Here is a 25090-nt window from a genome sequence, read left to right on the forward strand (position 1 = left end):
TTTTTTTCTTAAGCGGCTTATAGCCGCTTTTTTTATATCTGTTTTTCGTGTCAAAAATTTATAATTTGAAGTTAAACCAACATCATAAATCATTACCATAAGCAAGTAGCTCAGACCTTGTCTTTAATCTGTGAACTTCAGCAGAATTCGCGCTACGAACTCCATTTTAAGGTGCGAAGGGGGCATGTGGACATATTCACAGTATAAAATTAAAGCAACAGGGAATTAATGCCAGGACTTACTTGCCAGCATTACCTCTGAGCCTACCTTTACTAAGTAAAACGTAGCTTTTCAATTGAAGAGAAAATTGATGCAATACATCAAGACCTGATTCTTCCGCATTTTTGCACCATTGAGTCAAAGACTCAATTAATTCCTTTTGAGAGGATACTTTTTTTAGCCAAATCTGTTGTAATGATTGACGATAATTATACACTAGCTGTAATTGTTCAAAACGATTGAGTAATGCTTGCAAATGGGAGTTGTTTTTTGTGGTTTCCTGGCGTAATAAGCGTTTAGCGCCCTTAAATAAATACCATTCTTTATTTTCAAGGTGTTTTCGTTTTTCATTCTCCAAAATAGGAACAATTACCCTTTTATAATAATCGGACATAATTTGAAAATGACTACTAATGACTGCTTTGACAGTATCTAAATCAACATGTCGTTTGCTATTGTCTCTGGTCAATTTCGGAGGTAATTTTTTCACCTTGGCAAGCCCCAAAAATGATAGACAGCGGATATAAAGCCAGCCCAAATCGAACTCCCACCATTTTAAAGAAAATTTAGCAGAAGAAGCATAGGCGTGATGATTATTGTGGAGTTCTTCCCCACCTATTAAAAAGCCCCAAGGAAAAACGTTGGCTGACTTGTCGGAGGATTCAAAATTTCGATATCCCCAATAGTGACCAACCCCATTAACTACGCCTGCGGACAGTGGAATCCAAATCATTTGTATTGCCCAAATAGTAATTCCAGGAAAACCAAACAGCAGCAAATTAATTAAAAACATGAGTAGTATGCCTCTACTGGAATAACGGGAATACAGATTGCGTTCAATCCAATCATTTGGTGTGCCATGAGAATACTTTTCAATTACCTCTTTATCTTTTGCTGCTTCGCGATACAATTCAGGAACCTGCCAAAAAACCTTTTTTATACTAAAAACCTGAGGGCTATGTGGATCTCCTTCAACATCTGTCATTGCATGGTGTTTACGGTGAATAGCAACCCATACTTTTGTTACCATACCGGTTGTTAGCCAAATCCAGAATCGAAAAAAATGACTCACTATTGGATGCAGTATTAAAGCGCGATGGGTTTGACAGCGATGTAAATAAAGAGTAACTGAAGCAATGGTGATTTGGGTTAGAACAAAAGTTACTAGAATATATTCCCAAAGTGTTAGATTTAAAATGCCAAAAATCATAGGAAATCCTCATTATCCAACATCGTTTTTTTCCATTATGCTCAAGATTGAATCTTAAAGCCAGCGCGATTTATTTTTCTTCAGCTTTTACACTACCACTTAATTGTAATTTCTCCAGGCTGGTTAATGCCAATTACAGTTAGAATCCAATAGATACTTTACCCAGGAGAACAAGTATCAGATAGATAACCAGGATAAGTCCAATAAGACCCATCGGAGTATATCCCCATCCCTTGCTATATCCCCATCTCGGTACACTACCTACAAGCAAAAATATAAGCAGAACAAGTAAAATTGTTCCTAACATGATAATCCCCGGAGGAGCAATTTATTTACATTTTAATTATAGCAATTATTAGAATATGAGCACTTCAGACTATACTTAAAAATATACATACCGGGTTGAAACGTTATGAAAAATGAACAAATAAGGGAGTCTCTTGAAAAAATTATTGAATATTTGAACTATTATGATGAAGAGGGAAACACATTGGAAAATTTGCCGGAAAATCCCCCCAAAACCAAATTTTCTTCAATAAGGGATGTTGTGCGTGAGTTAAATGAAATTCTTCATAGATTAGATTAATGTTAAGGATATAATGGGAAAATAGGCGGGCTAGATCTCATTTATGTTGTTTGGTAGTATCCAACATTCATCAAAATGAAACCACTATTTATGCAAAAAAATGTTAATAACTTGTTAAAATTCTATTTGGTTGAGATTAATCCTGCCGATTATAAAAATGAGTCGGATAAGTTAGATTTTTTAGGTAGTTATGCTAACCCCAACTCCAAAGTAAAATTATTAAGATCAACAAATAAAGTGAAAATAAATGAGCTTCTTAAAGCACTTAAAAGCTCAATTTGTTGGGAAAAACCGATTTTTAACGATAGTCATTTGCCCTATTATGCCATCACTGCATATTTACAAGATAAAATTAGCCGTGAACAAGCCTCACATATTTTGGAGTTTCATGAATTAAAATCAACCTACCCGGATGTGATTACTATCCCTATTTTAACCCGTGGAGGAAGCTTTACTCATGCGAGTGGGGAATATTTTTCATTAGTCATTAGTTGCCAACGAAGTAATTTACCCAATGTAACTGCAGAGCACCTTGAAAAATTCAGATTATCGTTATTAGATTACAGGAAAAAATCTGCTTCATCGTTTTATGTTTTACATCTACTCCCAAGCCATGGTTTGGGAGACAGGCATGTTGGGATTTCAAGCTTATTAGGTAGCATGGACTCTTGTGAAATGGGCGATATTTTTATGCCAGGCTCAGTAAGAAATATATTCTATCCAGCAATTACCCCAAAAAATTCAACTACAACTACTTCAACAGGTAAATTAGGTAAATTTAGTATTGATGATGTAGAAAAAGGACATAGGGAGAATGTACGCCTGCATGCACTTGGATTTCCTGGAACATTTCGTACAACAAGAGCTCATGGTTATAATATCACACTAGCAGATGCAACCGGACATGATGCAATTCATCAAGGCGCTATTTCTTATTTTCCAGAACACCTTTATCACATGTCATTACACTGCGTAGATGTCATTAGAGACAAGACAAAAATAAAATGGTCTGAAGAACTTTGGCTATTAATTGATATGTACGTTATTGACCCAAGCATTAGTGTACTTAACCAAAAAACTGATCCAAACACTCACTCCGTTGCAAGAACATATTCAATCAATGAAGCATTGTCTTATTCACAATGTAGGCAATGGATGGCTAGATTATTAAAACACACCCTGTCAGATACGCTATTAAACATAATTTTACATGATATGATAATCAATAAATCTGTGTGGCAACAGTGGATTGATGTTGATAATTTTGTAAAATCTAATATCACTAATCAATTTAATAAACCGGTTCAGAAGCCATTAACTATTTATGAGCTTTTAAATGAAACTAATATTATACAGCAAATTATTTTTGGATATATTTCGGGTTGGCAGTCTATTACTGATTCAGCCCTCGGTAAATTAGTTCATTTTGGAAAAAATTCAAATAATAGAATAGAGCTATATTTATTTGGGGAACCAATAGTTGATTATTCTAATCATGAGCTAAAGTCACTCTTAACTGATATTGCTCAAAACAATTCAGCAGGAATTGAGTTAATCAATTCAGCGGCATCTGGAGATCTTGCATTAGTAAAAAAGCGGTTGGAATCAGTTACGGCTACCAACTTTTTCGACTATATATTGATTGCACTTAGAATGGCTGCTAAATTTGGCCGTGATAACTGTGTTGAACACATATTGAAGAATAGAAATATCAACAATACATCACCATATTATTGCCATGGATTAGAAGATGCTGCTTCTTCAGGACACATAAACTGTGTGCGGTTTCTACTTGATAATATTGATGATTCATTGGCCGGACAAACTATTCAAAGCGCATTACTTTTATCTATAAAGCGTAATAAAACAGAAGTTGTTGATCTTCTACTAAGCCAAAATAAATATAAAATATCTAGATTAACGCTTGTGAGTGCTATTAGAATGGCTCTGGATCATGATGCCAGTTTGATAGCAAATAAACTATTTGCCTATGCTTCGAAGAAAAACAAAATTCAACGACTTATACAAGATACCAGCATATATAAAATGTTACGTTCATCACCAATAAATTGTATTTCCGTAATTATGGATGCATTTATTGGGCACTCAGACCTAACATATCATGAACTATTCAAAGCAATAGCTAAATCTGGAAGTGTAGAGTGTGCGAATGAATTTATAACTTCTCTAAATAAGCAATATGAAGGCGATAATGTAAAAAGAAACAATTTATTAATGGAATGCATGCTGGAAGGATTTTCATCCGTTAGTCCAGGGTGTTATTTCACGCAGCCTTTTAATTTGCACCATGAGATGGTTAAATTACAGATAGATCAATACTTAAAATCATCTGCTTTTAACAATTTCCTATTAACTCAAAATCAATGTCCCAAAAATGATGATATTGAACGATTAGTTAATAAAATATTTTCATTATCTTTCAAAAAAAATGAGATAACATTATATACTTTATGTGACATAGGCATTCACTACCTTATTCGACATCCAATGATACGAGAAAATAAAGACCTGTATGATTATTATTTAAGTATAACTATTAATAAAGCGCTTCATCATCAGGAGCAATATTACCTGCGATTATTACTGCGTTCCGGTGTTGCATTGAATTTTTCTAAAGTAGAAAATGAATCCGCTATCAATGGAATACTAATCAAAAACATCCCCTTTCCTGGTGTTAGATGTTTGGTATGGCTAACATGTGCACTTGATGAAATTCAAAAACTTAAGCCTAATGATTTAATTGTAAGGCAATGCCTACAAAATGCTGGATTAGATAAGTCATTCAAAGGTGAAATATACTCATTGGCTTACAGTAATTCTGCGCAAATTAATATACATACACTGAGACGTCTTGTCAGGTATTTAAGTGAGGATGAAAGGTTTGCTAAAGCAACGCAATTAATTACTGAAAGAATAGAACTACTAGAAAGTGATTGGCAAGCCATTGATCAATTCAGCTTGGCTATGTTTAATAAAGCTTCTGCTAATTTACACCCAGTTATCACAGTAAACTCAAGTGATAAATGTCAATTGAGTATGATTAATTAGCCGCTATAAAACTTATTCATCAAGACTTATATCTTGAAATCTGCTTGTATATTACTCGCCATGGACATCCATGAAGACTCCGGAATAGCATACCGTGTCAAATCACGGCAATTCGAGACACTAATAATAGTATTTCTTGGGATGAGAGGGGTAGTTAAATACCAATTTCCAAAACCAGCTCTTTATTAAATAAGCGGCTGATACTATTCTTGTAAATAGCCGTTTATTTTAACTTTACGAGCAGACAGGATTGTTATGGAATTTGAAATACGCCCGATGAAATTAAACGATATTGACAGGGTGTACTCTATTGAGCTTTCCTCTCATCGAACACCCTGGAGTCGAGAGATTTTACATGACTGTGTGCTTGTTGGTTATGATTGTCGGGTATTAGAACGAACCACAGTCCTCATGAAACAGGTTATTGGCTACATTATTTGCCGTAATAACGTGAATGTTTGCCATATCCTTAATTTATGTATAAGTAGTGAGCAGCAGGGAAAAGGCTATGGTAAAAAACTATTACTATCTGTTTTGGACTCATTGACTAACTCGTCTACTGTCGTTTTGGAAGTCCGGCCAAGTAATAAAGCTGCGCTTAAGTTATATAAGAAGTTAGGCTTTAAAAAAGATTTAGTTAAAAAAAATTATTATAAAGATAACAGTGGCGAGGAAGATGCAATTTTGTTGAAGAAGATTATCCTGGGCAATTAAAGAACGCCTACAATTTTTATAAAGCAAAAAAGTGACTGAGAGCACTTCCATAAACCAGATCGTTGTTATGGAGATAGACGGGAGATGAAATGCAGCAACTGCGGCTTACTTTGAAAATGATGCTAATTCTACTTCTGAGCTATTTTATAATTTCTTGTGAAGCGCCTTCCTCAAGTCCACAGATCCCTTTGGTTGCAGAAGTAGATGTTGCTAATCCTTTAAGGAAAAAGATCATCGAATGGGATGAATACACTGGCCGTTTTCAGGCGATTGAAGAGGTAGATATCAGAGCCCAGGTTACGGGGTATTTGGAGGCTATCAAATTTAAGGATGGACAGCTTGTTAAGAAAGGAGATGTCCTCTTTGTAATTGATCCACGTCCTTTCCAATATGCTTTTGATCGTGCTAAAGCTGAATTTGAATTAACTAAAAAACAACATGAGAGAGCTGTTAAATTAAAAAAAGACAGCTTTATTGCTCTTGAAACCATCGATCAACGTTATCAGGAAATGCAGGCAGCCGAATCCAGACTAAATGAAGCAGCATTAAACCTGGAGTTTACGGAGGTTAAATCACCGATTAACGGTAAAATTAGCCGTTACTATGTCAGTGTGGGTAATCTTGTTCGTATGAATGAAACTATATTAACTAAAATAGTTTCTGTTGATCCTATTTACTTTTATTTTGAGGCAAGCCAAGCTGATTTATTAAAATATCTCCGCCTGGACAGAGCTGGAAAGCATCCCAGTCCAGATAGCTACCCAACGCCAATTATTATCAAACTTCAGGATGAGAAGGATTACACCCATAAAGGGACTATGAATTTTGTCGATAATGTCGTTGATATGAATACGGGAACAATTTTAGGAAGAGCAGTGGTGCCCAATTCCCAGGCTCTTATTTATCCTGGCTTGTTTGGTCGGGCAAGGCTTGCGGGAAGTGAGGAGTATGAGGCACTCTTATTACCTGATAAAGCGATTAATACGGACTTGACCCGTAAATTTGTATATATTGTAGATGAAGAAAACAAGACTCATCGGGCTTATGTAGAACTAGGTCCTCTTCGTGATAGTGGTTATTATGTTATTCGAGACGGCTTAAAGGGCAATGAATTGGTTGTTATCAGTGGAATACAGCGAATTCAGGTTTCTGGCCAGGAGGTTAAACCAGTCAAAGTCGAGTTGCATGAGTAACAATAGTTGCCGGGCATACAGGAAGTCAGCTAATGAAATTAGGACACTTTTTTATAGACAGGCCCATTTTTGCCACGGTTACTTCAATTATTCTTATTTTAGTGGGTGCTCTTTCTTATTTTAATCTTCCTATTGAACAATATCCTCAGGTAGTACCTCCCACTGTTCAGGTGATTGCTTCATATCCTGGAGCCAATGCAATAACTGTTGCTCAAACAGTTGCCACACCTATTGAGCAGGAAGTCAATGGGGTAGAGGGAATGCTTTACATGGACTCTCAGTCCACTGATGATGGTCAGATGCGATTAACTGTAACCTTTGAACTTGGCACTAATCTGGATATGGCTCAGGTACTCGTGCAGAACAGAGTTGCAATCGCAGCACCAAGATTGCCAGAAGAAGTGCGGCGTATAGGTATTACTACAGTAAAAAACTCTCCCGATTTAATGTTGGTCATAAATCTTTTTTCACCAGATGGCCACTATGACCAGACTTATTTAGGGAATTATGCTGTATTAAATATCATTGATCAAATTAAAAGAATTGAAGGGGTAGGGAACGTACGGTTGGTTGGGGCGAGCGAATATGCAATGCGCATATGGCTTGACCCTGACCGTGCTCATGCCTATAACTTGACTGCTAACGATATAATAGAAGCCTTGCGCGGTCAAAATATTCAGGTTGCCAGTGGGGCATTAAACCGCCAACCGCAAGAAAAGCAATTTAGCTTTGAATATAATATTGAAACGCAAGGGCGTCTTGTAAAACCTGAAGAATTTGAGAATATTATTGTCAAGAGCGGGGAAGATGGCAGGATTGTCCGTATAAAAGATATTGGTCGGGTTGAGTTAGGCAGACAAGACTACCTCACCAAAGGTTATTTAGGTAAATCTCCGGCTATCGCATTACCTGTTTTTCAGCGTCCGGGAACCAATGCTTTGGCAACGGCAGATGAGATTATTACGACAATGGAGAGGATTTCCAAGGATTTTCCACCAGGAATAGCCTATAAGATTGCCTATAACCCTACAGAATTTATTGCCCAGTCTATTGATGCGGTGTTCCATACTATTTATGAAGCTATTTTTCTTGTGGTTTTAGTTATTTTTATCTTTTTACAGTCCTGGCGTGCCGCAATCATTCCCATAATAGCTATTCCTGTTTCCTTAGTTGGTACTTTCGCCGTAATGAATGTGATTGGTTTTTCTGTTAATTATTTAACTCTCTTTGGGTTGGTTTTAGCAATTGGTATTGTGGTTGATGATGCAATTGTAGTTGTAGAAAATATGGAAAGAAATATTCGTGCCGGTATGGATTCTAATGAAGCTGCAAGAAAAACCATGGATGAGGTGGGTTCAGCTCTTGTGGCTATGGGCTTGGTACTGGTTGCTGTATTTCTTCCCACGGTTTTTCTTCAGGGATTGTCAGGGCGCTTTTATCAACAGTTTGGCACCACTTTGGCTGTGGCTACAGTGATTTCAGTTTTTGTTTCATTAACATTAAGTCCTGCTCTTGCTGCATTGTTATTAAGATCACATAAGTCAGAAAAGGGCAGACCTTCCTCTTTTGATTGGAGGCATCCGCTTAAGTATTTTTTAGATGGCTTTAATCATTTTTTTGACTATTTTTCTCGTCAATACGGTAAGACTATTGCCAAACTCATGCGTCGTACCCGTTTGATGTTGGTTATTTATTTAATGTTAATATCAATTACTGCTGGATTGTTTTATTTAGTACCTACTGGTTTTATCCCCAGACAAGATCAGGGTTTTTTTATTGTCGCTGTGCAGTTACCTCCTGGAGCTTCATTAGATAGAACAGAACAAGTAGTCAAAGAAGCATTGACTAAAATGTTATCTGTACCAGGAGTGATCAATGCTGTGGGATTTGCAGGGTTTTCAGGAGCTACCTTTACCAATGCCTCGAACGCTGCTGCAATGTTCCCTGTCCTTGCCCCTTTTAAAGAACGTCAGAAGCTTGGCTTGACTTATAATGAGGTTCTTGCAAAGTTAAGAAAGGAACTTGCCAGCATTAAGGATGCTGTCATTGTTGTGATCCCACCCCCTCCAGTAAGAGGTATCGGAAGTGCGGGGGGATTTAAAATGATGATTCAGGACAGGGAAGGGAAAGGAGCAGAGGTATTATCCCAAGCAGTTGCGACACTTGCACAAAAGGCTAATCAAGCAGCACCAACAACCTCAGTATTTACTTTCTTTGAGAACACCACCCCGAGACTCTATCTCGCCCTGGATAGGGAGAAAGCAGAGCGATTACAGGTACCCACAGATCAGGTTATTGAGGCTTTGGAAATATACTTGGGTTCTCTTTTTGTCAATGAATTCAACTACCTTGGTAGAACATTCCGAGTGGTGGCCCAAGCGGACGCAGATCATCGTTTAACACCCGATGATATTTTACGGTTAAAGGTGCGTAGCAGCACTGGAGATATGGTTTCTATTGGTTCCGTGGCAACGCTTGAAAATACCATTGGTCCTTCCCGATTTCCTCGATATAATCTTTATCCTGCAATTGATTTGGTTGGTGATGTCACTGCAGGTTATAGCATGGGGGATGCTATCGCAACCATGGAAAGCCTGGCAGACCAGTATTTACCTGATGGCATTGGCTATGAATGGACTGAAATTGCCTATCAACAGAAAATGGTAGGGAACACTGCTGCGATTGCTTTTATTTTAAGTGTGATATTTGTTTTTCTCTTATTGGCAGCCCAATATGAAAGTTGGTTTTTGCCACTGGCTATTATTCTAATTGTACCAATGTGCTTATTTTTCTCCCTGACAGGGATAAAAATTCTGGGCATGGAAAATAATATTATGACTCAAATTGGATTCATTGTGTTAATTGGCCTGGCCTCAAAAAATGCTATTTTGATTGTGGAGTTTGCCCGAAAGCTTGAAGATGCTGGTGCCAGCCGCTGGAAAGCTGCCATAAAAGCGGCAAAGTTAAGATTACGGCCTATTCTAATGACTTCATTTGCATTTATTCTGGGTGTTTATCCTCTGGTGATAGCCACTGGTGCAGGGGCTGAAATGCGCCGAGCGCTTGGAGTTGCAGTATTTAGCGGGATGCTTGGTGTTACCTTTTTTGGTTTATTATTTACACCTATCTTTTATATTTTAACCAGTCGGATGGCTGCCTGGTTTAAAAGAAACAAACCTTCACCTTAGGCGTTATTGTTGCATTCTCTGCAAAAATTCTTGTAAGTGTTGTTTGTCTATTTCACTTTTCAAGTAACCACGTAAGTTGTCAAGCAATTGCCTGTACTCTTCCTGATTGATAATCCCGCGCATTAACTCAAACCGTAAGTAAACACAGTAAGTGTTAAGGACATCGGTTTCGCAGTAATCACGAATATTTTTTAAATTTCCACAGGCATATTGTTGCCATACTTTGGCACCACTCATTCCCATTTTTCCAGGAAACCCTAACATTGACGCGATTTCATCCAGCGGTGCAAACGCTTTATTCTGATAGCCTGCAAGAACATCCATCAAGTCAAGATGACGGTAATGGAATCGGCTGAGATAATTATTCCAACGAAAATGCTGCCGATTTTCGCCATTTTCCCAGTAGGTTGTAGCGGAAATACCGTGCAGAAGAGCACGATAATGAAGGACGGGTAAATCAAAGCCGGACCCATTCCAACTGACCAGTGTAGGGGTGTACTTTTCAATACCTGAAAAGAAGCGCTGAATTAAATCTTTTTCATCAGAATGCTCATCACCAAGCGACCAAACTTTAACTTGTGTCCCCTGGCTAAGCACTAAGGATATTGCCACAACTCTTTGTAGATAATGCGGTAAAAATTCATGCCCCGTTTTTGCGCGTCGTAATGCACAAAGTGCTGAGACCGTATCCTCGTCTGATAATTCGTGCAAATTATACAATCTTCGCCCAGCATCAATATCTGGAATTGTTTCTATGTCAAATACTAATATACTCATGCATCACCATAATATTCTTGTTGCCTGGTTTAAGCTCAGGATAGCCTAAATAATTGATGAATTATATCGACAGAATATTACGAATCCAATTTTTAGGTGAATTTGGGGTGCGATTAAAACTGCGGTTGGTGGTAATTAATAGTCTGGATGGACCGCCAGCGGAATCCGGGGGGCATAAGTATATTATCAAGCTCCGATCCCGGATTCTGCTGGCGCTCCACTCGGGCTTTCAAGGAAAAATCACAGTTTTAATCGTCCCCGTGAATTTGTGAGATATTTTAAAAATTTTGTTTAAATTTATCTGCTTTTTTGTTACTAATAAGCCTCTAAAATAATTTGGTTTATAAAATGAAACTAGGGATATTAAGTGTAGTTATAGGCTCTTTTTTACTGGTTTCCTGTGTTAGTCGGCCACCTGCTGATGTTAATAATATTTGCCATATCTTCCGGCAATACCCCAAATGGTATCGGGATGCTCTGGATGTTGAAAGGCGTTGGAAGGTACCGGTGGCTGTACAGATGGCTATTATTCATCAGGAATCAAAATTTAATGGTAGGGCTCGGCCACCAAGAACCAAATTATTGTGGGTAATTCCCTGGACAAGACCTTCTACTGCTTATGGTTATACCCAGGCTCTCCGATCCACCTGGGCTCTTTATAAGCGCTCAAACGGAGGTGGAGGAATGTGGGCTACACGCGATGATTTTGGTGACGCAGTTGATTTTGTCGGTTGGTATGCAAATCAGGCGAATCAGAGGGCTGGCATTTCTCGTAGTGATGCGTATCAGTTATATCTGGCATATCATGAAGGAATTGGAGGCTATGAACGGAAAACCTATTTAAAGAAACCCTGGTTAATACAGGTGGCTCAGAAGGTTAAAGCGCGCTCGGGAATATTCCAGGCGCAACTTAATCAATGTAAAGGTATGTTGTCTCATCGATCCTGGTTTAAATAGTCAAAGTTTAGTGGAAAATTATTTTGTAATTCAATAAATTATAAGTTAATGACATTTATCTCGTGAAGAGATAGGATGTTAAAGTAATTCAAGTAGGAGCTGATTGATGCGTTTAATGCTATTAGGTGGTCCTGGGGCAGGCAAAGGAACTCAGGCGCTTAAGTTAATTGATTATTTTAAAATACCCCAGATCTCTACAGGAGATATGCTTCGTTCTGCAATTGCTGATGGAACTGAATTGGGCAAAAGTGCTAAAAAAGTAATGGATGCAGGCGAATTAGTTTCCGATGATATTATTATCGGTCTTGTAAAAGAACGTCTACAAAAGGCAGATTGCCGTCGAGGCTTTTTATTTGACGGTTTCCCAAGAACCATTCCTCAGGCTGATGCCTTAAAAGAAGCACATATTAAGCTGGATCATGTGATTGAGATTGCTGTTCCGGATGCAGAAATTATTAGTCGAATAAGTGGCCGTCTTGTACATTTACCGTCGGGTCGCATTTACCATATCGAGTCACATCCTCCTAAAAGGGATGCCCTTGATGATGTTACTGGCGAGCCTTTGGTACAGCGGGATGATGACAAGGAAGAAACGATAAAACAACGTCTGGCTGTTTATCATCAACAAACAGAACCACTAATTAATTATTATCAGGAATGGGCTAAATCGGAAAGCAATGAGGCACCGCAGTTTCACCGTGTTTCAGGGGTTGGTTCAGTCGATGCGATATTTACCAGTATCCTGAAGGCTGTTGAGATCTAAAAATCAATACGCTCCAGCTGGCATAGTATGGGCATTCCATGTTGTTTGGCTGCTTAAGTTTGAGGACATCATGACAATTCGTGAGATTAAAACAGAGGATTTCGAGGATTTGATTGAGAATAATCAAATTGTAGTTGTGGATCTTTGGGCAGAATGGTGTGCTCCATGTAAACAGTTTGCTAAAATTTATGAAAGGGTAGCCAAACAAAACCCAACCATTCAATTTGTTAAAATCAATGTCGAAGAAGAATCAAAGCTTGCCGAGATCTTTCAAATCCGCTCTATTCCGCATCTAATGATTTTTAAGCAGGGAATCGCTATTTATTCAGAAGCGGGAAGCATGCCTGAATCAGTCCTCAATGATTTAGTGCAGCAGGCAATTAAAGTGGATGTTAGCGCGATTCGCACCAATCTTGATGAAGAAGAGCAAGGCTGAAACCAGGCTCATGGTTACGCGATCGGTTGCTGCCGTATAGGAGTTAGCGAGCGCTCGGTGTGCTTTTATTTCACCATTAATTAACACCAACCGCAGTTTTAATTGTACCCATTGATATTCGATAAATACTCGGTAAGAATTTGTTTATCCTCGGGGGTGAAATTCAAACCCAGTTTGGTTCGTCGCCATAATATATCGTCACAACTTTGCGCCCATTCTTCCCTGTGTAGATAATCAACCTCCACCTGATAAAGTCCATGACCAAAGTCGTAACCCAAATCAGGCATTTTTGTGCAATTTGCCAATAATGATTCTGCTCTTGTACCGTAATTATTAAGGTAATGTTGTCTGAGTTCGTCTGGCAGCCAGAAATATTTGTCTTGTACATAGGATAAATAATCCTTATGGCTTATTTCTCTCAGTTGAGAGCCAGGTAGAGTCTGTTCGCGGGTTTGAGATTTCTTAAGGTAAGGGAAAACATGCCGTAATTCATCCACCACCTCTTGGGCGAGTTGACGATAGGTTGTAATTTTCCCTCCATAGATCGTAATGGCAGGTGCAGGTAAACCAGTGTAATGATAGGAGTAGTCACGACTTAAAGTCCTAAGTTCTTCTCCGGTCGCTGCGAGTAATGGCCTCACACCGCTCCAGGTATGGATAATATCTTCTTTTTGTATTGGATGCCTAAGATAGTTATTTATCAAATCAGATAAATAATTAATTTCTTCTGAAGAAATATTAATCTCATCAAGTGAGTCATTAAAAGCGATATCAGTAGTGCCAATCATTGTATGGTGATGATAGGGGACAACAAAGACAATGCGTTTGTCTTTATGTTGTAAGAGGTAAGCATGGTTGCCTTCATAGAGCTTATGAACAACCATGTGACTTCCTTTTACCAAAGACATTTTAAATTTATTTGGTATATCCAGTAGATTGTTAACAGACTCAACCCAAGGGCCTGCGGCATTGATAATCGTTTTGGCTTTTGCCGTTTTTTCCCCCAATTTAGATTTAACTGTCAGGTACCATATTTTATCTTTTACATTGGCCTGAGTTAATTGGGTATAATTTTGGATAAGAGCCCCATGTTTTTTGGCCTGCAGCGCATTAGTAATAGTTAATCGGGAATCATCTGTAGTACAGTCATAAAACACGAAACCTTTATTAAATTCTTCTTTTAGGGGAGCGAAGTAGGTTGAATGCTTTATTCGTCGAATAAATTTACTGCGGGGCAATTTATTCTTACGGCTCAGGTTATCGTAAAGGAATAAGCCCGTCCGTAAAAGCCAGGCGGGACGCATACCTTGCTGATAGGGAAGAACAAAGGGAATTGCATGAATTAAATGGGGGGCAATTTTTAACAAGCGCTGGCGCTCGTCCAATGCTTTTTTTACCAACCTGAAATCGTAATATTCGAGATAACGCAAACCTCCATGGATTAATTTGCTGCTGCTTGAGGAGGTTTGAGATGCGATGTCTCCTTTCTCAAAGAGAATGACTGATAATCCTCTAAGGGCAGCATCAGCAGCAATCCCGCAGCCGTTGATTCCGCCACCTATTATTGCAACATCAAAAACCTCTTCCATATTTTGGTCTCCGCAAAAAGCGTATAAGATTAGGTAAGGATTAATTTAATTAAGGCTTGTTATAAATCCACCTTATCATAAAAGGAAAATTGCAAACAATGAACTATATTCTTGCTATTGATCAGGGCACGAGCAGCACCAGAGCGATGGTGTATACGCCTGCAGGTGAATTACTGGCAACCAGTCAGTACCCGCTTGAACAATTTTATCCCAAACTTGGATGGGTCGAGCATGATCCGGAAGAAATATGGCAGAAAACCCTGACTGCAATGCAGGATGTTGTAGCTCAAGTAGGTATCGAAAAAATTATTACCTGTGGTATTACTAATCAGCGAGAAACTACTTTAATTTGGGACAAGCAGTCCGGAAAATGTTTGGCGCCTGCAATCGTATGGCAGGATAGGAGGACAGCGCTTTTTTGCCAATCCCTATCCGATTATGCAGGCTCACTTTATGAAAAAACAGGCCTATTTCCCGATCCTTATTTCTCCGCTACTAAACTACACTGGTTGTTGGAAAATATACCGGAAGCACGTCAGCTTGCAGAAAAAAATCAACTTGCATTTGGTACAATTGACAGTTTTCTTATTTGGCGACTTACGAAAGGGAAGTCCCATTTAACCGATATGACCAATGCCTCGCGAACGTTATTGTTTAATATTTATACTCAGGAGTGGGATGAAGAATTATTAAAGCTATTTAATATCCCCAGATCGGTGTTACCTGAAGTCTGTGCCAGTGATGACCAATTTGGCGTTATAGAATCAGAGCATTTAGGCTTGGGAATTCCTATTACCGGTGTGGCTGGTGATCAGCAGGCCGCACTGATTGGCCAGCGTTGTTTTGAAAATGGCATGACTAAAGCAACCTTTGGGACTGGAGGATTTTTATTGATGAATACTGGGCAAAACCCAGTTCAATCGCAACATAAACTACTCACTACGATTGCTTACCGAGTTAAAGGACAGACAGCTTATGGATTAGAAGGCAGTATTTATCATGCAGGGACTACTATCAAGTGGTTACGTGATGAATTGAAGCTCATTGAGACAGCAGAAGAAACAGAGGTTCTTGCCAGGAGCTTGACTGGTAATGAGGGCGTTTATCTAGTACCTTCCTTTACAGGATTGGGTGCGCCTCATTGGCTTCCAGTACAGGGAGCAATGATTATAGGACTTTCGCGAACATCCAATAGGGCTCATTTGGCGCGAGCAGCACTTGAGAGTGTATGTTATCAAACTCGAGATGTGCTTGATTGTATGCGAAGTGACAGCAGAATGGAGGTGTCATTGTTGCGTGTGGATGGGGGGATGGCTGCTAATCAATGGTTTTTACAATATTTGGCTTCTCAATGCGATTTAACGGTTCAGCTGCCCGTTGATATAGAAACTACAGCTCAGGGAGCGGCTATCTTGGCAGCGTTAGGGCATGGCATTGTCAGCTCTACTGAAGCATTGCAAAAAAGCTGGAGCTATAAAAAAGAATATAAACCTGAAATGAAAAATCACATGGTGGCTGATTACGAAGGATGGAAGAATGCTTTACGCCTGATTAAACAGGGTTAGATTCTAAAGCGACCCAATGAAAGACGTATCGAAGATAAAAAATAAGGTTTAAAGGACAATTAATCGAGGAATAATTTTTCCCTTATTCAAAGAGTATATTGTAGAGATTTCTGACAGTAATAAGGCGCATTGGAAATAATCAGGTGCACAATTAAAATGCCTTCATTAAATAAAACCAAAGAAATTATTGCCAAATTTTCATTACTTGCAAAGGCCGTTGTTTATCTCCAAATTGACACAAGCTGAAAGGCCGTTTACGGCCTTTCAGAACTACATGGTTGATGGGCTAAAGACACGGATACATCGAACTCCGACATTGTTAAATTTACTGATGAAACCAGATAAGCCATCGAGCATATCCTCAGCAAAAGCGGTACACGCCATATGTTCACTGGAGCTCCAATATTGACCTGGATTAAACCCACCTATAGGACCACCATTAAATGTCGTTTGATTCCTTAAATTAGTTAGTTCATTTAAGGCTGGTAAATACCAGTTTGTGTAACATACTTCTCCCGAATTGCCATCACAGGGGGAGTTGCTATTCGAGTTTACGGAAAACTCATAACAAATACCCGCAGCGTAAGAATCGGCAGTAATATTGTTATTGGTTGTCAAAACATTGTAAATTGTTTCTGTGTTTGTTGCACCATTATTCAAGTCTGTTACATTCGTTTCGATACAATTAGGTGCACCACCATTCCACCCTCCCCACGGACTCTGACTTTGTTGTTGGGCTGCTGCTTTCCCATTATTGCAATTGTCTACCTCAAAGACGATACCTTGTTGGTAAATATCATTAATCTGTAACTGCCTGACTTCTACACTGGCGTTCACCAGTGCTCCATTATTATCCTCCACGGTGATATTATGGGCTGCAATTGGATTTATCCCTTGAAGGTCAAAAGTGCATTGACCGCCATTGGGTGGTAGACTGTTACCAGAGCAATTATCATTACTTAATTGAACATCACCCAATAAAGCCCCAAGGTCAATAGAGAGGTTTTCTGCTGTAGCTGTTGTTGAAGTATTAGTTATAGTGAGTGTAGTTCCTGTTCCGCAAGCGGGTGATAATGTTAGTGGTGCACCAGTGACAGACAAGTTGGCTTGAGCTGGCGGACTAACCGATACCTGAGCAGTTGTTTTAGTGGTGTTGCTGCCAGAAATGGAAATGATTTGCATAGGGTGCACAGCAACGCCAGGAGTCAATTGCAACTGACAGTTACCTCCAGGAGCGATTATAAGACAATTACTGGCATCTTGATTTACATCTGTCCAACCAGAAGGTAACGTTGCTTTACTATTGAGGGCACTTATGCTACTTGAGTTATTGGTAATGGTCAAAAAACCCGGTGTCCCGCTACCTGCTTCTAAATCTAATACTTGCGGATACACAGAAATAGACGCAAGCCCAGGATCTCCTTTGGTAATATGAAGAATATTTCCTGCACTTGGCCGATAACACTGGTTGGGATTCGCTCTGCCCTCGGAGTCAGTTTGGCATAAAGAAGGGCCGCCATGAATGCCGTTTTGAGGTATTTCACTGCCGATAATTACAAGTCTTAAAATACATGTAGCCGCTGGCTGTCCCTTAGGAGCCAGTTGGCAGGGGGCATTTTGCCTTACACCCGGCATCGCTAAAATTGTCAGTCTTCTGGGTTTTCCTGATTGGTTCTCAACAGTATATGACAGTTCAACAGTCGCGTTTGCTGGTACTGTCTGCGTGGGGTGGGAACCTGACGCAGGTGTTAATGTCCATAAAGGCTTAGCTGCTTGAGCTGCTGACAAGAGTAAGCAGGAAGCAAAAAATACCAACGTACTTATTTTTTTTCTTATCATGGTACTATTATTCCTTATTTTGTAGGATGAAGCACATATAGTCTTCTTTTTTAATTGTAAGGTAAAGCTCTTTATCATACAGCTTGTTGTTGGGCATTTATCGCATCCGGCCCAGTCTTATTTTGGAATTAATGCAGCCGAGAAGCCTTGGACTTCAAATTTCTTGTTGCAGGAAGGTTCCCTGATAATTGCATGATTCTTCAACGAAAATGAGAAATTTTAATTCGAAAGATCTTAAATTACAAATGTAGCCATGGCTAAAAATATAACAATCTGCAATGGCTTTGTTCTTCTCTATACTCTAAGCTAGTAATAGGAAAATTAGTTGGGGGTGAGCATGCGTTCTGTGTTTCTGGCTGCTGCCTTTCTTTTTGCCAGCCCTGTTTTTGCGGATGTTATAATTGGCTTTTCAGCTTATGAAAATGGTGATTATACTACTGCTTATCCCCATTTGATGCAGGCGGCTGGTGAGGGAAACGAAGAGGCAATGTATTTACTGGGCCGCATGTATCAATATGGTTATGGAGTTATTAAAGATGACACCAAGGCTAAAGAATGGTATCAAAAGTCTGCGGATAAGAATAATGTTCTGGCTCAATTAAGTCTTGGATTCCTTTATGATAACGGCAAGGGCGTACCTCAAGACTATAAGCAAGCTTTTGCCTGGTATATGAAAGCTGCTGAACAAGGAAATCCTATTGCCCAGCGCAATGTTGGTTTAATGTATGCTATTGGCGATGGCGTTAAAGCGAGTGAGGAAAAGGCATTTGAATGGTTTAAGAAATCAGCTGAACAAGGTTATTCCAGAGCACAGGTTAATTTAGGTTACCAATATATGATGGGTTTCGGTACTGCAAAAAATGTTGAAAAAGCACTGTATTGGTATGAAAAAGCAGCACGGCAAGGCGATGCGAAGGGGCAATATAGCCTTGGTCTCTTATACACGGGAAAATATGGTATTGCTCAGGATCAACAGTCTGCCGCGTATTGGTTTGCCAGTGCGGCTAATCAAGGGCATAAAAATGCTCAAGCTTACCTTGCCTATCAATATCTAAAAGGTTTAGGAGTGGAGCAAGATGCTCAAAAAGCCGCTTATTGGTTTCATGTTTCAGCAGAACAGGGCAATGCTCAGGCGCAAGCTGAGTATGGGCAGCTCTTATTAAGCGGTACCGGGATCGATAAAGATTATCAACAAGCGGCTTATTGGTTTGGTAAAGCAGCAGCACAGGGTAATGCAATGGCTCAAGGAAAGCTGGGTTACCTGTATCTGGCAGGGCTTGGTGTGGATAAGGATCAGAGCAAAGCATATGCTTGGCTAAAACTTGCTGCATCCAACAAGAATGAGCAAGCTGCAAAGGAGCTTTCACGACTCGAGGGAGCACTTTCTACTCAGGAAAAACAACAGGGTGATCAGTTATTTGAACAGATGAAAGACAAGAAGCTTTGATAATGATCCTTTTATTTAAAATAATAGAGAATTTTAAAGTCTGTTGACATTTCAACTTAAACTGTTCACTTCCCGCGCTTTATACGCGTGATCCACGCAAACCACACGAAACTAACCATCCTCTTGACAAAATTTGAGAATAGATTCCGCGCATAAAGCGCGGAACGTAGGCTCTGGTTCCAATGGTCAACAAATCCTAAACTCTGGAGACTCTTCCCATGGTAAATTTTCACGTGTGCAATCACTCACATGGGCAAGCGGAGGACCTTGCTTTAACCAACTATAAAACACTTCAAGCGCTTTCTCGTCACCACAGGCTAAAACTTCTACTCTGCCATCGATTAAATTACGCGCCCAGCCAGTGATTCCCAACTGTTCTGCTTGCTCTTTTGCAGAAGCCCGAAACCAGACTCCCTGAACCTTTCCTGAAATAAAACAGTGTATACACAAATGTTTCGTCATGATTAGTACAAAAGATTTTTATAGAAATAGACTGTTGGAAAAAGAAGGTTAAGTCAAGAGTATCATCATGAGTTTGATTCAAGGTTGCCAAATTCAATCATTAAAGTATAATAAAATGCCATTTTTTATTATAAATAATCAATATGAACTATCTTGTTTGTCTTCTCCTGATACTAATCAATAGCCTGGTTTATGCTGAAAATTATCCCGTCAAACTCGGAACCACGCAGGTTATCATCCTTAAACAAGCAGGAAGAGGAAAAACATTTATTCATTTACATCAAAATGAGACTACCGCGTTACAGGCGGCAAAAACTTATATCAACCGTGAGGGTGGTACGCTAATTACCTTAAAGCACACCGGGGAGCGAAATATTGTATTTTATTTAAAACATGTACGTTATGAATTTGATCCAAATCGCATTTTTACTGATGTGGGAATAAAAAAAACCCTGAGCCAATTCGGCCCTTATTCAGCTGCTGCACACCGGGAAACTAAAAAACTGGCAAACAAGATTATAAGCTTATTACCAGAAGGAAAGATAATAGCGGTTCATAATAATAAAGATTATTCGCTAAAGAATTATTTCCCGCATCACTCCCTGGCTGCTGATGTTAAAGCACTTAATTATTCCCCACACATTAACTACAGAAATTTTTATTTTGTGACTCATGAGGAAGAGTTTAAGCGGCTTAAAAAACTGAAGTTTAATGTTGCATTACAAGCAAGTAAAGCAACGGATGACGGGTCGTTATCATTTTATTTAGGCAAGAAAAATTACATCAATATCGAAGCGGCATATAGTGCATTAAAGCAGCAATTAACAATGATTGATAATGCCTAGCTATTTAGAGCGCTGCAAACAGCCTGGGTGAAGGCGCAAAGTGCTGTAACCCGGGATTTCATAGTTAAACGTCTAATCCTGGGTTACGGTTCTTTGAACCTGCACCCCGGCTACATACTTTCTGTGTAAACATAAAAATAGTGATCTATTGTTTGCCCGCAATGCCAATTGATTCTCTCAAGGATTAAATAAATTTGAGTCCTCGTTCTGACCTGAATGTTTAATTAAACCTTAAGGTTTGTTAATTATAATGTCATCATGTTTTATTGTGAATCATTAAACTTATGCCTAAAACAGACATGACCTACAATGGTAAGGTATTGAAAAAAGTCTCTGAAAAAATTGCAGGTAAAAATCGTGGTGAATTTGACGGGTTTTATCGATGTGATGAGGATGGCAGCGAATATTTTATCAAGAAACCAGAGAAGGTTGAGGAGTTTTTTACCGAATTATTTTCCGGGTTTCTGCTAAAGGAATTTATAGCTCAAGGCTTGATTGATCCTGTTTACCACCAATCGTTTATTTGTGCTGACTGGATTAAATTACCTGATAACTCTTTCGCCTTGATTCAACCAAAGGTTAACTTTACTGAACTGTTTAAAATTATTGGGCAAGATACGACGCAGTCCGATCGTAGTGCTGTCAAAGAAATCAGGGCAACTTATGAGAAACTGAGGGCTGAAGGTGCATGGTTTGCCCTGCCTCAACTATTAATGCTTTCCCTGGTATTTGGGGACAACAGTGTTCATAGCGGGAATGTGGTTCGTTTAAATCAGTTTGCTCCAGATAAGCCTGGTCAATTTGCCCGTATTGACTGGGGAGCTGCTTTCAGAAGTTATGCCCATACAGATAACAATATAAATATTTTAAAAACACGTGAAATCTACCAGCTTATTGCATCCTGGACTAAAGATTATTATCCCAAATACCAATGTATTCCTAATCTCTTTCCAGCTGTTGCATCCAGCGCAACTGACTTGGAAGATAAAATCAATGCAAAAGCCCAAGAATCAGGGATAGCACCGGCTAAGCTTATCGAAGGTATCGTTTCAAAGGCTCTTGCAGCCTTTACCCCTATTCCCTTAACGATTTCCGATAGAAAGAAAATTGCGGATAATCTATGTATACCATCGTTTGTAGAAGTGAATTTCAACAATAAGGCCTCCCACGGCGATTTTGCCGAGCCTTTTGGCAAAGTTTTTATAGACCGACTGCAAAAAACGGCTGCATTAAAAGAAGATGAAAAAATTACCAAAGCAGCCGCACCAAATCTGGTGGAGATAGTCAAAAAGCCGCAAACGTCCTTTGTTGACGTTATATTGACCATGCAGAATATGGGTTCACAGTTAACTGCTGAGGTTTACAGTCAACTTGATGTAAATGGTTTAAACGTCTTGGTCGAAAAATTTAATCGCTTTATTGCTGCATTAGCGAACCATGCGGAAGCTGCTAATTTCTGGGGGCAGGAGAATAGCAATGAGAATATCCTCGCACCTCTTTTTAAAGAAGAAAGCAATGAACTCTATCATGGCGATGCTTTTGTTCCTTATTACCGTGAAGGAACAATTATGCGCCGCTTATATTCCATCCTGCCTATCAATGAGAGGAGAATAGTTGGAGCAGGGCGTTTTCAGCCATATGATGAAAATTGTTTAGGAAAAATTTCAAATGAGAAGTGGCAGAAAATTCAAACTTTACTGTCTAGCGCTGTTCAGATCATTTCAACGATCAATAAAATAAATCAGTTTCCAGAAGAGTTTAAAGACCAAATAGAACTTATCATTCCTACAGTAAGTACTTTTATGAGTAGCTACCTTGAGATAGAGAATGAATTGTTAAGTTCTGCGGTGAGTAAAAAAACATATGAGAGTGATTTCTTTTATCCTATAACAGACGAACAGCTCAATAAGATGACCGGAGAGCAGCTTGCTACTATCTGCTTGCAGGAATTAAATAGTGATCAACCCAGTTTATTGATTGCGCGCATTATTTCAGATCTCGAGTGCTGGGAATCCATGAGCCTGGTATTTGAGAGCAAGTCTGTGGAGTTAGGCGAGAATAATATTGAACGCATTAAACATCTGAAATCCTGGAGGAGTGCCTTTGAAAATCTTTTAGCCTATGATGCTGAAAAATTGACTAAAAATGGTTCTTCTGCAGAATTTACAAATGCTATAAGTGAAATAACAAAACTTTGCGGAAAACTGCCTGATGTTTTGAAGGGATACGGTGATAGCTTGACTTCCTATATTTCTAAATTGAAGAAATTTAAAGCTATAGATACTGTTGGCGAAATTTCCCTTGATGTAGCTTATATCAGTATAGATGAAGCTATAGTAGAATCAACGGAGGCTGAAGAAGTCAGAAAGAACAAGCGCAGCAGTTTCTTTGAGTTACGGCAATCTTTTTATGCACTTCCTCTGGTACTGCAGGAAAAGTATCAAGTAAGCTACTCTCAGGCGTGCAATGAATTTACTGTTTTTCTGGACGAAGAAAAATGCTGGCACACCATGGAAGACGAGCAGCTTGCTGGGCTTTGCCTGGAGGAGTTAAAATACGGAGAGCCAGGTCGGGTCATTGAAGCGGTGATTAATGATGATCTGTTGTGGAATAAAATCAATGCGGTCTCCCAATTTAAAGATGACAGGGAGGCGATGGCTAAGCTGCGTACCTGGCGTCAGCAAGTTGCTGAGTTTACGCAACTTTCTAAAAATTTTGATGAGTCTGTGCAAACACGTTCTTCCAGAAAAATACAACATAATTTTCTAGAAATGAAAAAAATTGATCAGCAATTGCCTCAACGATTGCAAAGAACGGTAAGTCAAGAAAAAGTAGAAGCTTCTCAACAACCTTATACAGAGTTGGTAGATAAAGAAACCCAATATAAAAACCAATTGGACCAAATTAATCAACAGCCGACACGGACTGCTTTTTCAAAACTGCACAATGCTTTTTCAAATCTTCCTGAAGACTTACAGGATGAGTACAAAAAAGGTTATATAGAAAAATGGAGCCTTGCTGTAAAATTACTGCAATCAAATGAGTTGTCTGATATCTCTGATGTAAATCAAAAACTGGAAGCAATCGCAACATTGCAAATTAGCTATGATTTCTTAAAAAATAAGAAGCTTATAGAAGATGAACTGGAGACAGAGCATACCCAATTGCTTGAAGTAAATGGCTTATATGGGCGTTTAATTCAAATGACTGAAAATGATGAAGACCTTAAGAATGCAATTAGTAATAAAAAATTGTCTAAATTTACTGATGGGCTAATTAACGATTTATTCATTTTAAACCAGTTTTACAAGGAGCAAACCGAATTAAATAAAAACAACAAGTACGGTAAAAAATATACTGATTCCTTAAAAAACTTTTATCAGCAAGCTTTAGAGATACGTCTCTCAGATAATCCCCTCATAAAACAAGAAAAGGACATGAAAGACCTGGCACATAAGGAATTTAACCATCGCCACAGAATTCCCCGGCTTTTAGCTGATGCTTTGATGGTCATTGGTATGTTATTTGGCGTTGGGTTTGTCGTAGGTGCGATTCGCACAGGGGTACTTAAATCAAGTTTCTTTTTCAGTAATGCAAAAACAGGCAGGGAAGAAAAGGTTGCTGCTCGTATTAACTGTGCGGCGGAGGAAAATGAAGGGCAGGAACAGCGTTTATTCGCCCCGTTGCCAATCTCGGTATAGGGATTTCAGTATCTCGAATTGCCGTGGTCTTGACCACGGTATTCATCCTAAACTTACCTGATTATCTAAAATCTGGGAGATAGTGGGGCTTCCTTATTATCCGGCAGGTCTTTGTTTTTTAACCCTTTGGCTTCAAGCTCTCCCTCGGTATCAATAGGGCCTAAATTGGATTCCAGATTTTTTGCAACCTCAAGCGGCATGTCGTTAGGATCGGTGTTATTTTCAATACTGTCTTGTAGCCGCATTTCTCTTACAACCCCATCATTGTGTTCAATTGGTAAAGGATAGTTGGATTGATAAATATGATTTCTTTTTTTAAGTAACTGAAGCAAGTGTTTGGGGTACATAGGGATGTTCATACTGCAACCAGACAATGAGCTTTATTTAATTATAGATTTATTTTGCATTGATTGGTTGATTTTATGACAATCTACTAGGGTTTGTTGACAATTGGAGCCAGAGCCTACGTTCCGCGCTTTATGCTTCCAATTGGCCCTAAGTTTTTATTGACAAAGCTCTTATAATGCTGT

Annotated in this window: 19 protein-coding genes; 12 read left to right on the forward strand and 7 right to left on the reverse strand. The window is 39.0% G+C overall.

Annotation, left to right across the window (positions count from 1 at the left end):
• Window positions 1–238: 238 nt before the first annotated feature.
• Window positions 239–1429: a fatty acid desaturase gene (locus E1O65_RS11010; protein ID WP_133133655.1), complete on the reverse strand. Its 1191-nt coding sequence runs from the start codon at window positions 1427–1429 to the stop codon at window positions 239–241.
• 139 nt (window positions 1430–1568) lie between these two features.
• Window positions 1569–1736 (reverse strand): DUF3309 family protein, encoded by a 168-nt coding sequence (locus E1O65_RS11015; RefSeq protein ID WP_133133656.1) that lies wholly within the window; start codon window positions 1734–1736, stop codon window positions 1569–1571.
• A gap of 105 nt (window positions 1737–1841) precedes the next feature.
• On the opposite strand from E1O65_RS11015, the gene E1O65_RS12600 reads away from it, so the two are divergent.
• The 5 genes from E1O65_RS12600 to E1O65_RS11035 all read left to right on the forward strand — a co-directional run bounded on the left by E1O65_RS12600 (window position 1842) and on the right by E1O65_RS11035 (window position 10179).
• On the forward strand, window positions 1842–2015 hold the full coding sequence (locus tag E1O65_RS12600) for a hypothetical protein (RefSeq protein WP_165474960.1): 174 nt from the start codon (window positions 1842–1844) through the stop codon (window positions 2013–2015).
• A gap of 90 nt (window positions 2016–2105) precedes the next feature.
• Window positions 2106–5084: an ankyrin repeat domain-containing protein gene (locus tag E1O65_RS11020; protein WP_133133657.1), complete on the forward strand. Its 2979-nt coding sequence runs from the start codon at window positions 2106–2108 to the stop codon at window positions 5082–5084.
• A 255-nt stretch (window positions 5085–5339) separates the two neighbouring features.
• Window positions 5340–5798: a ribosomal protein S18-alanine N-acetyltransferase gene (rimI, locus tag E1O65_RS11025; protein WP_133133658.1), complete on the forward strand. Its 459-nt coding sequence runs from the start codon at window positions 5340–5342 to the stop codon at window positions 5796–5798.
• An 89-nt stretch (window positions 5799–5887) separates the two neighbouring features.
• Window positions 5888–6991 (forward strand): efflux RND transporter periplasmic adaptor subunit, encoded by a 1104-nt coding sequence (locus tag E1O65_RS11030; protein WP_133133659.1) that lies wholly within the window; start codon window positions 5888–5890, stop codon window positions 6989–6991.
• Between the two features lie 32 nt (window positions 6992–7023).
• Window positions 7024–10179, forward strand: a complete 3156-nt coding sequence (locus tag E1O65_RS11035; protein ID WP_133133660.1) for a multidrug efflux RND transporter permease subunit — start codon at window positions 7024–7026, stop codon at window positions 10177–10179.
• 3 nt (window positions 10180–10182) lie between these two features.
• Here E1O65_RS11035 and E1O65_RS11040 read toward each other — a convergent pair whose 3' ends face one another.
• Window positions 10183–10956: a 3'-5' exonuclease gene (locus E1O65_RS11040; protein WP_133133661.1), complete on the reverse strand. Its 774-nt coding sequence runs from the start codon at window positions 10954–10956 to the stop codon at window positions 10183–10185.
• 348 nt (window positions 10957–11304) lie between these two features.
• On the opposite strand from E1O65_RS11040, the gene E1O65_RS11045 reads away from it, so the two are divergent.
• From E1O65_RS11045 to E1O65_RS11055, 3 genes are all read left to right on the forward strand, one after another.
• Entirely contained in the window at window positions 11305–11913 is a 609-nt protein-coding gene (locus E1O65_RS11045; protein ID WP_133133662.1) for a hypothetical protein, read from the forward strand.
• Between the two features lie 106 nt (window positions 11914–12019).
• Window positions 12020–12676 carry an adenylate kinase gene (gene adk / locus E1O65_RS11050; protein WP_133133663.1) on the forward strand — a complete coding sequence of 219 codons (657 nt, stop codon included), beginning with the start codon at window positions 12020–12022 and terminating at the stop codon, window positions 12674–12676.
• Window positions 12677–12746: 70 nt separating this feature from the next.
• Window positions 12747–13112, forward strand: coding sequence for a thioredoxin family protein (locus tag E1O65_RS11055; RefSeq protein WP_133133664.1), 366 nt, complete (start codon window positions 12747–12749; stop codon window positions 13110–13112).
• Between the two features lie 98 nt (window positions 13113–13210).
• On the opposite strand, the gene glpD is transcribed toward E1O65_RS11055, so the two are convergent.
• Window positions 13211–14701, reverse strand: coding sequence for a glycerol-3-phosphate dehydrogenase (glpD, locus tag E1O65_RS11060; RefSeq protein ID WP_133133665.1), 1491 nt, complete (start codon window positions 14699–14701; stop codon window positions 13211–13213).
• Window positions 14702–14799: 98 nt separating this feature from the next.
• On the opposite strand from glpD, the gene glpK reads away from it, so the two are divergent.
• Window positions 14800–16266, forward strand: coding sequence for a glycerol kinase GlpK (gene glpK, locus E1O65_RS11065; RefSeq protein WP_133133666.1), 1467 nt, complete (start codon window positions 14800–14802; stop codon window positions 16264–16266).
• A 270-nt stretch (window positions 16267–16536) separates the two neighbouring features.
• Here the strand turns inward: glpK and E1O65_RS11070 are convergent, their stop codons facing one another.
• Window positions 16537–18105 (reverse strand): DUF1566 domain-containing protein, encoded by a 1569-nt coding sequence (locus E1O65_RS11070; protein WP_133133667.1) that lies wholly within the window; start codon window positions 18103–18105, stop codon window positions 16537–16539.
• A gap of 337 nt (window positions 18106–18442) precedes the next feature.
• Between E1O65_RS11070 and E1O65_RS11075 the strand changes: the two genes are divergently transcribed.
• Window positions 18443–19552 (forward strand): SEL1-like repeat protein, encoded by a 1110-nt coding sequence (locus tag E1O65_RS11075; protein WP_133133668.1) that lies wholly within the window; start codon window positions 18443–18445, stop codon window positions 19550–19552.
• A 186-nt stretch (window positions 19553–19738) separates the two neighbouring features.
• On the opposite strand, the gene E1O65_RS11080 is transcribed toward E1O65_RS11075, so the two are convergent.
• Window positions 19739–20014: an acylphosphatase gene (locus E1O65_RS11080; RefSeq protein WP_133133669.1), complete on the reverse strand. Its 276-nt coding sequence runs from the start codon at window positions 20012–20014 to the stop codon at window positions 19739–19741.
• 143 nt (window positions 20015–20157) lie between these two features.
• On the opposite strand from E1O65_RS11080, the gene E1O65_RS11085 reads away from it, so the two are divergent.
• Complete coding sequence (locus E1O65_RS11085) at window positions 20158–20859, forward strand: protein tyrosine phosphatase (RefSeq protein ID WP_133133670.1); 702 nt, start codon at window positions 20158–20160, stop codon at window positions 20857–20859.
• 284 nt (window positions 20860–21143) lie between these two features.
• Entirely contained in the window at window positions 21144–24560 is a 3417-nt protein-coding gene (locus E1O65_RS11090) for a LepB GTPase-activating domain-containing protein (RefSeq protein ID WP_133133671.1), read from the forward strand.
• 65 nt (window positions 24561–24625) lie between these two features.
• Here the strand turns inward: E1O65_RS11090 and E1O65_RS11095 are convergent, their stop codons facing one another.
• Window positions 24626–24919 (reverse strand): hypothetical protein, encoded by a 294-nt coding sequence (locus E1O65_RS11095; protein WP_133133672.1) that lies wholly within the window; start codon window positions 24917–24919, stop codon window positions 24626–24628.
• Window positions 24920–25090: the final 171 nt, after the last annotated feature.

It is taken from the genome of Legionella sp. W10-070, assembly GCF_900640175.1.
Taxonomy (GTDB): Bacteria; Pseudomonadota; Gammaproteobacteria; order Legionellales; family Legionellaceae; genus Tatlockia.

Excerpts from the sequence above, each read along its gene's own strand:
- E1O65_RS11010 (WP_133133655.1), bottom strand. The coding sequence starts at position 1,429 with ATGATTTTTGGCATTTTAAATCTAACACTTTGGGAATATATTCTAGTA.
- E1O65_RS11015 (WP_133133656.1), bottom strand. The coding sequence starts at position 1,736 with ATGTTAGGAACAATTTTACTTGTTCTGCTTATATTTTTGCTTGTAGGT.
- E1O65_RS12600 (WP_165474960.1), top strand. The coding sequence starts at position 1,842 with ATGAAAAATGAACAAATAAGGGAGTCTCTTGAAAAAATTATTGAATAT.
- E1O65_RS11020 (WP_133133657.1), top strand. The coding sequence starts at position 2,106 with ATGCAAAAAAATGTTAATAACTTGTTAAAATTCTATTTGGTTGAGATT.
- rimI (WP_133133658.1), top strand. The coding sequence starts at position 5,340 with ATGGAATTTGAAATACGCCCGATGAAATTAAACGATATTGACAGGGTG.
- E1O65_RS11030 (WP_133133659.1), top strand. The coding sequence starts at position 5,888 with ATGCAGCAACTGCGGCTTACTTTGAAAATGATGCTAATTCTACTTCTG.
- E1O65_RS11035 (WP_133133660.1), top strand. The coding sequence starts at position 7,024 with ATGAAATTAGGACACTTTTTTATAGACAGGCCCATTTTTGCCACGGTT.
- E1O65_RS11040 (WP_133133661.1), bottom strand. The coding sequence starts at position 10,956 with ATGAGTATATTAGTATTTGACATAGAAACAATTCCAGATATTGATGCT.
- E1O65_RS11045 (WP_133133662.1), top strand. The coding sequence starts at position 11,305 with ATGAAACTAGGGATATTAAGTGTAGTTATAGGCTCTTTTTTACTGGTT.
- adk (WP_133133663.1), top strand. The coding sequence starts at position 12,020 with ATGCGTTTAATGCTATTAGGTGGTCCTGGGGCAGGCAAAGGAACTCAG.
- E1O65_RS11055 (WP_133133664.1), top strand. The coding sequence starts at position 12,747 with ATGACAATTCGTGAGATTAAAACAGAGGATTTCGAGGATTTGATTGAG.
- glpD (WP_133133665.1), bottom strand. The coding sequence starts at position 14,701 with ATGGAAGAGGTTTTTGATGTTGCAATAATAGGTGGCGGAATCAACGGC.
- glpK (WP_133133666.1), top strand. The coding sequence starts at position 14,800 with ATGAACTATATTCTTGCTATTGATCAGGGCACGAGCAGCACCAGAGCG.
- E1O65_RS11070 (WP_133133667.1), bottom strand. The coding sequence starts at position 18,105 with ATGATAAGAAAAAAAATAAGTACGTTGGTATTTTTTGCTTCCTGCTTA.
- E1O65_RS11075 (WP_133133668.1), top strand. The coding sequence starts at position 18,443 with ATGCGTTCTGTGTTTCTGGCTGCTGCCTTTCTTTTTGCCAGCCCTGTT.
- E1O65_RS11080 (WP_133133669.1), bottom strand. The coding sequence starts at position 20,014 with ATGACGAAACATTTGTGTATACACTGTTTTATTTCAGGAAAGGTTCAG.
- E1O65_RS11085 (WP_133133670.1), top strand. The coding sequence starts at position 20,158 with ATGAACTATCTTGTTTGTCTTCTCCTGATACTAATCAATAGCCTGGTT.
- E1O65_RS11090 (WP_133133671.1), top strand. The coding sequence starts at position 21,144 with ATGCCTAAAACAGACATGACCTACAATGGTAAGGTATTGAAAAAAGTC.
- E1O65_RS11095 (WP_133133672.1), bottom strand. The coding sequence starts at position 24,919 with ATGAACATCCCTATGTACCCCAAACACTTGCTTCAGTTACTTAAAAAA.